The sequence below is a fragment of the Micromonospora inositola genome (assembly GCF_900090285.1).
Taxonomy (GTDB): domain Bacteria; phylum Actinomycetota; class Actinomycetes; order Mycobacteriales; family Micromonosporaceae; genus Micromonospora; species Micromonospora inositola.
This window is the reverse complement of the sequence record NZ_LT607754.1, coordinates 5,919,593-5,930,460: the sequence shown is the minus strand read 5'-3', so window position 1 is coordinate 5,930,460 and position 10,868 is coordinate 5,919,593. Positions and strand designations below refer to the sequence as shown.

Below are 10,868 nucleotides of genomic sequence, written 5' to 3'. Positions count from 1 at the left end.
CGGGGAGGGTCTGCGCACTACCTGCGCAGGCCCTCCCATCAGGTTCCGGTGCCGCGCACACCGTCGCGGTCGACGCCGACGTCTGCGGACAGTTCGCGCTGTCTGGTCTCGCGAGACAGCAGGACCGCGATGATCGTGATGACCGCCGAGCCGGCAAGGTAGATCGAGATCGGCGTCGACGAGCCGTAACGGGCGAGGAGCGCGACGGCGATGATCGGGGCCAGGCTGCCCGCGAAGACGGACGCGAGCTGGTAACCGATCGAGGCACCGCTGTAGCGCACGGTGGTCCCGAACAGCTCGGCGAAGTAGGCGGCCTGGGGCCCGTACATCATGGCGTGCAGGACAAGGCCGGCGGTGACGGCGAGGGCGATCGCGACGAACGACCTGGTGTCGATCAGCGCGAAGAACGCGAACCCCCAGAGGCCGACGCCGATCGCGCCGGCCAGATAGAGCGGCCGCCGGCCGATACGGTCGGACAGCGCGCCCAGCAGCGGGATCGCGACGAGTTGGACGGCCGACGCGATGAGGACGGCGTTCAGCGCGGTGTCTCGTGTCAATCCCACCTCTCTGGTCACGTACGTCAGCACGAAGACGGTGAAGAGGTAGTACGAGACGTTCTCCGCGAGGACGAGCACGGCGCTCAGCAGGAACGGCACGCGCCAACCCCAGGCCTCGAACGCCGCGTCGTCCAGGGTGGCGGCGAAGAGGAAGAGCACGCCCACCGCCAGCAGGTTGCCGGCGGGCACTCCCGCCTGCGGCCAGCTCGACCAGAAGCCACGCCGCTTGGCACCGCCGTGTTCGGCGACGATGAGGATCGCGCCGCCCCACTCTCCGCCGACGGCGAACCCTTGCAACAGGCGGAAGATCACGAGCAGTATCGGCGCCGTGATGCCCACCGCCGAGTAGGTGGGCAGGAGGCCGATCGCAAAGGTCCCGGTTCCCATGATCAGGAGGCTGAGCACGAGCATCTTCTTGCGTCCGACCTTGTCGCCGAAGTGGCCGAACACCAGCCCGCCGAGCGGGCGTGCCGCGAATCCGACGGCGTAGGTGGCGAAGGCGAGCAGGGTGCCGACCAGCGGGTCGAAACCGGGGAAGAACAGCTTGTTGAACAGCAGCGCGGCGGCCGAGCCGTAGAGGAAGAAGTCGTACCACTCGATCGTGGTGCCGATCAGACTCGACGCCACCACCTTGATCAAGGATCCCGGGTCGGATGCGCTCCGGTTCGCGGTGGGCGGAGACGACATAGCGCTCCCAGGCTCGACAACGTGGGTCAGGGGTGCCTCGGACCGCCCGCAGGATGCCCAGGTGGCGCCCTTCCTGAACCTTTTGTCAGTTTAGGTCGCTCCACGTGCTTCTGCGGGCGTTCCGCGAGCCGCCGGCGCTGGCCGACTGCGAGCGTCGGCGGTCTCTCTATTTTCATGCAGCGGACGGCATGAACTTGCACCGGGATCTCGGCCCTGCTAGCCTACGTTGCATAGTCATGCGGAGGTGAGTATGGGTATCCGGGTTGCGGTCGCCGGGGCCAGCGGGTACGCCGGCGGCGAAGTGCTGCGCCTGGTCGCCGGGCACCCGGAGTTCGACCTGGTCGCGGCCACCGCGCACAGCCAGGCCGGCCAGCCCGCCACCGCCGTACACCCGCACCTCGCGGGCCTCGACCTGGTGCTCGGGGCGACCGACCCGACCGCCCTGGCCGACGCGGACCTGGTCTTCCTGGCCCTGCCGCACGGCGAGTCGGCCGCCCTGGCCGCCGCCCTGCCCGAGACGGTCAAGGTGGTCGACCTCGGCGCCGACCACCGGCTGCGCGACGCCGCCGGCTGGACCCGCTACTACGGCGGCGCCCACGCCGGCGCCTGGACCTACGGCCTGCCCGAGCTGCCCGACCAGCGGTCCGCGATCGCCGCCGCGACCCGGGTGGCCAACACCGGCTGCTACGCGGTGGCCACCACGCTCGCCCTGGCCCCGCTGATCGCGGCTGGCGCGGTGTCGCCCGCCGACGTGGTCGTGGTCGCCGCCTCCGGCACCTCCGGCGCCGGCCGGGCCGCCAAGGCCCACCTGCTCGGCAGTGAGGTGATGGGCGACCTGTCGCCCTACAAGGTCGGCGCCCACCAGCACGTCCCGGAGATCAAGCAGGCCACCGGCGCGACCAGCCTCACCTTCACCCCGGTGCTCGCCCCCATGCCGCGCGGCATCCTCGCCACCGTCACCGCCGTGCCCACCGGCGACACCGACCCGCGCGCGGTGCTCACCGCGGCGTACGCGGACACCCCCTTCGTGCACGTGCTGCCCGAGAGCGCCTGGCCGCGCACCGCGGCCACGGCCGGCTCCAACTCCTGCCACCTGCAGGCCACCGTCGACGTGGACTCCGGCCGGGTGATCGTGGTCAGCGCCATCGACAACCTGGGCAAGGGCGCCGCCGGCCAGGCCCTGCAGAACGCCAACCTCATGTTCGGCCTCCCCGAGACCGCCGGCCTCTCAGTCTTCGGAGTAGCGCCATGACAGTGACCACCCCCCGGGGCTTCCGGGCCGCCGGGGTCGCCGCCGGGCTCAAGAGCAGCGGCGGCGCCGACATCGCCCTCGTCGTCAACGACGGCCCCGACGCCGGGGTCGCCGGCGTCTTCACCGCCAACCGGGTCAAGGCCGCGCCGGTGCTGTGGAGCCAGCAGGTGGTCCGGGGCGGCGTGGTCCGCGCCGTGGTGCTGAACTCCGGCGGCGCGAACGCCTGCACCGGCCCGGCCGGCTTCCAGGACACCCACGCCACCGCCGAGCACACCGCCGCCGCGCTCACCGCCAGCAGCCCCCGGCTGATGCTCGGCGCCGGCGAGGTGGCGGTCTGCTCCACCGGCCTGATCGGCGAGCGGCTGCCGATGCAGAAGCTCCTCCCCGGGGTGCGCACCGCCATCCGCGGGCTCGCCCGTGACGGCGGCGCGGCGGCGGCCGAGGCGATCATGACCACCGACACCCGGCCGAAGACCACCGTCGCCAAGGGCAGCGGCTGGACCGTCGGCGGCATGGCCAAGGGCGCGGGGATGCTCGCCCCGGCCATGGCCACCATGCTCTGCGTCCTCACCACCGACGCGGTGGCCGGGCCGGAGACCCTGGACGCCGCGCTGCGCGCCGCCACCCGGGTCACCTTCGACCGGATCGACTCCGACGGCTGCATGTCCACCAACGACACGGTCCTGCTGCTGGCCAGCGGCGCGTCGGGCATCGAGCCGACCGAGGCAGAGCTGACCGCCGCGGTCACCGCCGCCTGCCACGACCTGGCCCAGCAGCTCATCGCCGATGCCGAGGGCGCCACCAAGCAGATCGCCATCGACGTGGTCGGCGCGGCGAGCGAGGACGACGCGGTCGAGGTCGGCCGCTCGGTGGCCCGGAACAACCTGGTCAAGACCGCGCTCTTCGGCAACGACCCGAACTGGGGCCGGATCCTCGCGGCCGTCGGCACCACCTCGGCCGCGTTCGAGCCGGACGGCGTGGACGTCGCGGTCAACGGCGTCTGGGTGTGCCGCTCGGGCGCCGCCGCCGAGGACCGGTCCAAGGTGGACCTGACCGGGCGGGACGTCACGATCCGGATCGACCTGCACGCCGGCGACGCGGCGGCGACGATCTGGACCAACGACCTGTCGCACGCGTACGTGCACGAGAACTCGGCGTACTCCACATGAGCCTCTCCGCGGACCTCACCCGGGCCCAGGCCAAAGCCGAGACGCTGATCGAGGCCCTGCCCTGGCTGGCGAACTTCTCCGGCGCGACCGTCGTGGTCAAGTACGGCGGCAACGCCATGGTCGACCCCGAGCTGCAGCGCGCCTTCGCCGCCGACATGGTCTTCCTCCGGTACGCGGGCCTCAAGCCGGTCGTCGTCCACGGCGGCGGGCCGCAGATCTCCGCCATGTTGCACCGGCTCGGCATCGCCAGCGAGTTCAGGGGCGGCCTGCGGGTCACCACCCCCGAGGCGATGGACGTCGTCCGGATGGTGCTGGTCGGTCAGGTCGGCCGGGAACTGGTCGGCCTGATCAACGCGCACGGCCCGTACGCCGTCGGCCTCTCCGGCGAGGACGCCGGGCTCTTCACCGCCGTCCGCCGCCCGGCGTACGTCGACGGGGAGCCGGTAGACGTCGGGCAGGTCGGCGACGTGGAGTCGGTGGACATCTCGGCGGTGACCGACCTGATCGCGGCCGGCCGGATCCCGGTGATCTCCACCGTCGCGCCGGACGCCGACGGGGTGTTGCACAACCTCAACGCCGACACCGCCGCCGCCGCCCTCGCGGTCGCCCTCGACGCCCGCAAGCTGGTCGTCCTCACCGACGTCCCCGGCCTGTACGCGGACTGGCCGGACACCGGCAGCCTGGTCAGCGAGATCGGCACCGACGACCTGGCGAAGCTGCTGCCGTCCCTGGAGTCGGGGATGGTCCCGAAGATGGAGGCCTGCCTGCGGGCGGTGCGCGGGGGAGTGCCCGCCGCGCACGTCGTCGACGGCCGGGTCGCCCACTCCACGCTGCTCGAGGTCTTCACCTCGGAAGGGTTCGGAACGATGGTGATCGCGTCATGAGCACGCTGGTGCAACGGTGGGGCCAGTCCCTGATGGACAACTACGGCACCCCGCCGCTGGCGCTGGTCTCCGGTTCCGGCGCGGTGGTGGCCGACGAGGCCGGTCGGGAGTACGTCGACCTGCTCGGCGGCATCGCGGTCAACGCCCTCGGTCACGCCCACCCGGCCGTGGTGGCCGCCGTCACCAAGCAGGTCGCCACCCTCGGCCACGTCTCCAACCTCTTCGTCGCCGAGCCGCCGGTGGCCCTGGCCGAACTGCTGCTGGCCCTGGCCGGCCGCCCCGGCAAGGTTTTCTTCGCCAACTCCGGCGCCGAGGCCAACGAGGCCGCGTTCAAGCTCTCCCGGCTCACCGGCCGCACCCACGTGGTCGCCGCGCGGGGCGGCTTCCACGGCCGCACCATGGGGGCGCTCGCGCTCACCGGCCAGCCGGCCAAGGCCGACCCGTTCCACCCGCTCCCCGGCGACGTCACCCACGTGGCGTACGGCGACGTGGCGGCGCTGGAGGCGGCCGTGACCGACGCGACCGCGATGGTGATCCTGGAGCCGATCCAGGGCGAGAACGGCATCGTGGTCCCGCCCGCCGGCTACCTCGCGGCGGCCCGGCGGATCACCGCCCGGCACGGCGCGCTGCTGGTGCTCGACGAGGTGCAGACCGGCGTCGGCCGGACCGGACACTGGTTCGCCCACCAGGCCGAGGGCGTCGAACCGGACCTCGTCACCCTGGCCAAGGGCCTCGGCGGCGGCCTGCCGATCGGCGCCTGCCTGGCCTTCGGCCGGGCCGCCGAGCTGCTCGGTCCCGGCTCGCACGGCACCACCTTCGGGGGCAACCCGGTCAGCTGCGCCGCCGCCCTCGCCGTGATCGCCACCATCGCCAACGAGGGGCTGCTCGACCACGTCAAGCGGGTCGGCGAGCGGCTGCGCCGGGGGATCGAGGCGCTCGGTCATTCGCTGGTCGCCGAGGTACGCGGGGCCGGACTGCTGCTCGGCGTCGTGCTGACCGAGCCGGTCTCCGGCGCGGCGGCGACCGCGCTGCGCGAGGCGGGCTTCCTGGTCAACCCGGTGCAGCCCGGCGTGGTCCGGCTCGCCCCGCCGCTGATCCTCACCGCCGAGCAGGCCGACGCCTTCCTCACCGCCCTCCCGGCGGCGCTCGACGCGGCGACCCCCGCCGCGCCGGTCCCGGCCGACCTCGCGGCGGCCGCCGCCGGCTCGACCACGACGGAGGTCAGCGCATGATCCGGCACTTCCTGCGGGACGACGACCTGACCCCGGCCGAGCAGGCGGCGGTGCTCGACCTGGCCGCCCGGATGAAGGCTGACCGGTTCGCCCACAAGCCGCTCGCCGGGCCGCGGTCGGTGGCGGTGCTCTTCGACAAGCAGAGCCTGCGCACCCGGATCTCCTTCGACGCCGGCATCGCCGAGCTGGGCGGCCACCCGCTCGTGGTGGACACCCAGGTCACCCACTTCGGCCGGGGTGAGACCCTGGCCGACGCCGGCCGGGTGCTCTCCCGGTACGTCGCCGCGATCGTGCTGCGCACCCACGGCGACGACCGGATCGCCGAGGTCGCCTCGCACGCCACCGTGCCGGTGGTCAACGCGCTCACCGACGACTACCACCCCTGCCAGCTGATCGCCGACCTGCTCACCGTCCGCGAACGGTTCGGCGCCGTCGCCGGGCGCATCCTGACGTACGTGGGGGACGCGGCGAACAACATGGCGCACTCGTACCTGCTGGCCGGGGCGACCGCCGGGATGCACATCCGGATCGCCGGCCCGGTCGGCTTCCAGCCCGCCCCTGAGATCCTGGCCCGGGCCGAGAAGATCGCCGCCGGCACCGGCGGCTCGGTGCGGGTGCTGACCGACCCGGTCGAGGCGGCACGCGGCGCCGACGTGCTGGCCACCGACACCTGGACCTCGATGGGCCAGGAGGACGACGGGCTGGACCGGATCACCCCGTTCCTGCCGTACCAGGTCAACGCCGCGTTGCTCGGCCACGCCGCGCCGGAAGCGATCGTGCTGCACTGCCTGCCCGCGCACCGGGGCGAGGAGATCACCGACGAGGTGCTCGACGGGCCGCGGAGCGCGGTCTTCGACCAGGCGGAGAATCGCCTGCACGCCCAGAAGGCGCTGCTGACGTTTCTCCTGGAGGCATCCACCTCATGACCGCCCCGCTGACCCGTACCGCCCGGCACGCCCGCATCGTCGAGCTGATCCGCGACCAGGCGATCCACTCGCAGACCGAGCTGGCCGACCTGCTCGCCGGCGACGGCATCCAGGTCACCCAGGCCACCCTCTCCCGGGACCTCAAGGAGCTGGGGGCGGTCACCGCGCGCGGCGGCGACGGCCGGGGCGTCTACCTGATCCCCGAGGACGGCCACCGGCCGCTGCGCGACGCCGAGGCCGCCCCGGCCCGGCTCGTCCGGCTGCTGCACGAGCTGCTCAACGGGGTCGACTCCAGCGGCAACATCGCCGTGCTGCGCACCCCGCCGGGCGCAGCCCACTACCTGGCCAGCGCGTTGGACCGAGCGGGCCTGCCCGAGGTCGTCGGCACCATCGCCGGCGACGACACCATCCTCGTCGTGGCCCGCGAGGCCCTCGGCGGGGCCGCGCTCGGCGACAGGCTCGCCGGCTGGGCCCGCCGGGAAGACAACGTTGAAGGGAGCAGCACCCCATGACCGAGCGGGTCGTCCTGGCGTACTCCGGGGGTCTCGACACCTCCGTCGCCATTCCCTACCTGGCCGAGCAGACCGGCGCCGAGGTGATCGCGGTCGCGGTCGACGTCGGGCAGGGCGGCGAGGACCTGAACGCCATCCGGCAGCGCGCCCTGGACTGCGGCGCCGTCGAGTCCGAGGTGGTCGACGCGCGCGACGAGTTCGCCGCCGACTACTGCCTGCCGGCGATCCGGGCCAACGCCCTCTACATGGACCGCTATCCGCTGGTCTCCGCGCTGTCCCGGCCGCTGATCGTCAAGCACCTGGTCGCCGCGGCCCGCAAGCACGGCGGCACCATCGTGTCGCACGGCTGCACCGGCAAGGGCAACGACCAGGTCCGCTTCGAGGTCGGCCTGGCGGCGCTCGCCCCCGACCTGAAGATCGTGGCCCCGGCCCGGGACTTCGCCTGGACCCGGGACAAGGCGATCGCCTTCGCCGAGGAGAAGGGGCTGCCGATCGACGTGTCGGCCAAGTCCCCGTACTCCATCGACCAGAACCTGTGGGGCCGCGCGGTGGAGACCGGCTTCCTGGAGGACATCTGGAACGGCCCCATCGAGGACCTGTACTCGTACACGTCCGACCCGGCCGAGCCGCGGGACGCCGACGAGGTCGTGATCACCTTCGACGCCGGCAACCCGGTGGCGATCGACGGCGAGACCGTCACCCCGTACCAGGCGATCCTGGAGCTGAACCGGCGCGCCGGCGCCCAGGGCATCGGCCGGCTCGACATGGTCGAGGACCGCCTCGTCGGCATCAAGAGCCGCGAGGTGTACGAGGCCCCCGGCGCGATCGCGCTGATCACCGCCCACCAGGAGCTGGAGGCGGTCACCGTCGAGCGGGACCTGGCCCGGTTCAAGCGTGGCGTCGACCAGCGCTGGGGCGAGCTGGTCTACGACGGCCTCTGGTTCTCGCCGCTGAAGAACTCCCTCGACGCGTTCATCGCCGACGCCCAGCAGCACGTCTCCGGCGAGGTGCGGCTCACCCTGCACGGCGGCCGGGCCACCGTCACCGGCCGGCGCTCCGAGGCCAGCCTGTACGACTTCGGCATGGCCACCTACGACACCGGCGACACCTTCGACCAGTCCCTGGCGAAGGGCTTCGTGCAGCTCTGGGGCCTGCCGAGCAAGATGGCCGCCGCGCGGGACGCCCGGTTGGGTGGCTCCTGACCGTGGGCACCACAATGGGCGGGGTGGACGACAAGAGCCTGACCGAGAACAGCGCCGCCACCAACCGGACGAGCCTGTGGGGCGGCCGCTTCGCCGGCGGCCCCGCCGAGGCCCTCGCGCGGCTGTCGGTGAGCGTCCAGTTCGACTGGCGCCTCGCCCCGTACGACATCGCCGGCTCGCGGGCGCACGCCCGGGTCCTCGCCGGCGCCGGCCTGCTCGACCCCGACGAGCTGGGCCGGATCCTGGCCGCGCTGGACGACCTGGAGGCGGCCTGCGCCTCCGGGCAGTTCCGCCCGACCGTCGACGACGAGGACGTGCACACCGCCCTGGAACGTGGCCTGCTGGAGCGGCTCGGCAGCCTCGGCGGCAAGCTGCGTGCCGGGCGGTCACGCAACGACCAGGTCGCCACCGACCTGCGGCTCTACCTGCGTGACCACGCCCGCGGCGTGGCTGCCCGCCTGGTGGAGCTGGCCGAGGCCCTCGTGGAGCAGGCCGGGCGGCACGTGGACACCGCCGCGCCCGGCATGACGCACCTGCAGCACGCCCAGCCGGTCACCTTCGGGCACTGGCTGCTCGCCCACGTGCAGCCGCTGCTGCGCGACCTGGAGCGGCTGCGCGACTGGGACCACCGGGCGGCGATCAGTCCGCTCGGCGCGGGCGCCCTCGCCGGCTCCGGCCTGCCGCTGGACCCGGTGGCCGTCTCCAAGGAGCTGGGCTTCCGCACGTCCTTCGCCAACTCCATGGACGCGGTCGCCGACCGGGACTTCGTCGCCGAGTTCCTCTTCGTCACCGCGATGATCGGCGTGCACCTGTCCCGCCTCGGCGAGGAGGTGGTGCTCTGGACGTCGCACGAGTTCGGCTGGGTCGAGCTGGACGACGCCTTCGCCACCGGCTCGTCGATCATGCCGCAGAAGAAGAACGCGGACATCGCCGAGCTGGCCCGGGGCAAGTCCGGCCGCCTGGTCGGCGGGTTGATGAGCGTGCTGACCATGCTCAAGGGCCTGCCGATGACGTACGACCGCGACATGCAGGAGGACAAGGAGCCGGCCTTCGACGCGGTCGACACGCTGGAGCTGCTGCTCCCGGCCCTCGCCGGGATGATCTCCACGATGACGGTCCGGGTCGACCGCCTCGTGGCCGCCGCGCCGGTCGGCTTCTCCCTGGCCACGGAGGTGGCCGACTGGCTGGTTCGCAAGGGCGTGCCGTTCCGCGACGCGCACGAGATCACCGGCAAGCTGGTGGCGCTCTGCGTGGCCCGGGACTGCGCCCTGGACGAGGTCTCCGACGCCGACCTGGCGACGGTGAGCGAGCACCTCGACCCGTCGGTGCGCGACGTGCTGTCGGTCCGCTCCGCCCTCGCCGCGCGCATCACGCCCGGTTCGACCGGCCCCGGCCCGGTCGCTGACCAGCTCGCCGCCGCCGCCGACAAGCTGGTCGGCTGGCGGGAGTGGGCCGCCGAGCGGGTCGTCCCCCGCTGAGGTCGTCGGATCGGCGCGGGTGGCCCCACCCGCGCCGATCCTCAGCCCGTCGGGCGCTCCCGCTTCGGCAGCTTCGCCACCACCACGTCGTACGACCCGTCGACGGCGTCGGTCAGCTCCTCGTCGCCGATCCCGCCGTCCAGGCGCAGCGTGTTCCAGCCGGACCGCCCGATGTACGGCGACGCCTTCGCGTCGTCTGGGAAGCGGTGCAGCCACTCGTCGGCGACGTCCCGGTTGGGGCCGCACTTCACCCCCACCCGCGCCTCGCCGTCCGGGGAGCCGAGGAACGCGAAGATCCGGCTCCCCACCTTCACCACCTCGTCGCCCTCCCACGGCTGGTCCAGCCAGGCGCCCGGCTTGGCCAGGCAGTACGCCAGCATCTTCTCGCGCGTCATCGCGTCCTCCCGTCGCCCGGTTGCGGGCTCAGTCTCGCGCATGCCTGCGACGCCGCCGCTCAGTCGCCGGTGCCGGTCCGGACGGTCAGCCGCTCGTAGCGCTGGCGGGCCGCCTGGGCGCTGCCCAGCCCGAGCCCGAAGGCGATCGCCTGCCAGGTCAGGCCGCGGCCGCGGGCCACCTGCAACAGCCCCGCCTCCAGGGCGTCGACCTCGGCGCGGACGTGCGGGATCAGGGTCAGCGCGGCCGTCAGGTCGGCCTGGTCGACCGGCTCCTCGCCGGGCTCCAGCTCGGCCCCGCCGGCGAGGGCCATCACCAACGTCGCCGCCTCGTAGGCGTCCGGCACGTCCGGGTGGGCGTACCGACGGCGGCGGGCGTCCGTGCCGGCGTGCCGCTCGGCGATCCGCAGCAGCGCCGCGTAGTTGCGGTGCGCGCGGGCCTGGGCAGCATCCGGAGCGGTGAACGGGTCGTTGTCCAGCGTGACCATGTGTTCCATCAGAACCGCTTGAATGCCTCTTTGTCAACAGGTTGTTGAAAGCAAGTCGTGCTCATCTCCGTGACGCCGGTTAGGGTCGA

Annotated in this window: 11 protein-coding genes; 8 read left to right on the top strand and 3 right to left on the bottom strand. The window is 73.1% G+C overall.

Features of this window, described 5'->3' with window-relative positions:
- Positions 1–38: 38 nt before the first annotated feature.
- Complete coding sequence (locus tag GA0070613_RS28305; RefSeq protein ID WP_269459015.1) at positions 39–1,184, bottom strand: MFS transporter; 1,146 nt, start codon at positions 1,182–1,184, stop codon at positions 39–41.
- Positions 1,185–1,494: 310 nt separating this feature from the next.
- Between GA0070613_RS28305 and argC the strand changes: the two genes are divergently transcribed.
- The 8 genes from argC to argH are packed head-to-tail and all read left to right on the top strand — an operon-like array spanning position 1,495 to position 9,899.
- On the top strand, positions 1,495–2,496 hold the full coding sequence (argC, locus tag GA0070613_RS28300) for an N-acetyl-gamma-glutamyl-phosphate reductase (RefSeq protein ID WP_089015056.1): 1,002 nt from the start codon (positions 1,495–1,497) through the stop codon (positions 2,494–2,496).
- The gene (argJ, locus tag GA0070613_RS28295; protein ID WP_089015055.1) at positions 2,493–3,665 is read left to right on the top strand and encodes a bifunctional glutamate N-acetyltransferase/amino-acid acetyltransferase ArgJ; all 1,173 of its coding nucleotides are present in this window, start codon (positions 2,493–2,495) and stop codon (positions 3,663–3,665) included. Before argC ends, argJ begins: the two co-directional genes overlap by 4 nt.
- On the top strand, positions 3,662–4,549 hold the full coding sequence (argB, locus tag GA0070613_RS28290; protein WP_089015054.1) for an acetylglutamate kinase: 888 nt from the start codon (positions 3,662–3,664) through the stop codon (positions 4,547–4,549). The genes argJ and argB overlap by 4 nt, the downstream gene beginning before the upstream one ends.
- The gene (locus GA0070613_RS28285) at positions 4,546–5,781 is read left to right on the top strand and encodes an acetylornithine transaminase (protein WP_089015053.1); all 1,236 of its coding nucleotides are present in this window, start codon (positions 4,546–4,548) and stop codon (positions 5,779–5,781) included. The genes argB and GA0070613_RS28285 overlap by 4 nt, the downstream gene beginning before the upstream one ends.
- Positions 5,778–6,707 (top strand): ornithine carbamoyltransferase, encoded by a 930-nt coding sequence (gene argF / locus GA0070613_RS28280; RefSeq protein WP_089015052.1) that lies wholly within the window; start codon positions 5,778–5,780, stop codon positions 6,705–6,707. Before GA0070613_RS28285 ends, argF begins: the two co-directional genes overlap by 4 nt.
- Entirely contained in the window at positions 6,704–7,219 is a 516-nt protein-coding gene (locus GA0070613_RS28275; RefSeq protein ID WP_089015051.1) for an arginine repressor, read from the top strand. Before argF ends, GA0070613_RS28275 begins: the two co-directional genes overlap by 4 nt.
- Positions 7,216–8,421 (top strand): argininosuccinate synthase, encoded by a 1,206-nt coding sequence (locus GA0070613_RS28270; protein WP_089015050.1) that lies wholly within the window; start codon positions 7,216–7,218, stop codon positions 8,419–8,421. The genes GA0070613_RS28275 and GA0070613_RS28270 overlap by 4 nt, the downstream gene beginning before the upstream one ends.
- 14 nt (positions 8,422–8,435) lie before the next feature.
- Complete coding sequence (gene argH / locus GA0070613_RS28265) at positions 8,436–9,899, top strand: argininosuccinate lyase (protein WP_089015049.1); 1,464 nt, start codon at positions 8,436–8,438, stop codon at positions 9,897–9,899.
- Positions 9,900–9,940: 41 nt separating this feature from the next.
- Here the strand turns inward: argH and GA0070613_RS28260 are convergent, their stop codons facing one another.
- Together GA0070613_RS28260 and GA0070613_RS28255 are read right to left on the bottom strand one after the other, a co-directional pair.
- Positions 9,941–10,294: an MmcQ/YjbR family DNA-binding protein gene (locus GA0070613_RS28260; RefSeq protein ID WP_089015048.1), complete on the bottom strand. Its 354-nt coding sequence runs from the start codon at positions 10,292–10,294 to the stop codon at positions 9,941–9,943.
- Between the two features lie 59 nt (positions 10,295–10,353).
- On the bottom strand, positions 10,354–10,788 hold the full coding sequence (locus GA0070613_RS28255) for a DNA-binding protein (protein WP_231929534.1): 435 nt from the start codon (positions 10,786–10,788) through the stop codon (positions 10,354–10,356).
- Positions 10,789–10,868 lie beyond the last annotated feature (80 nt).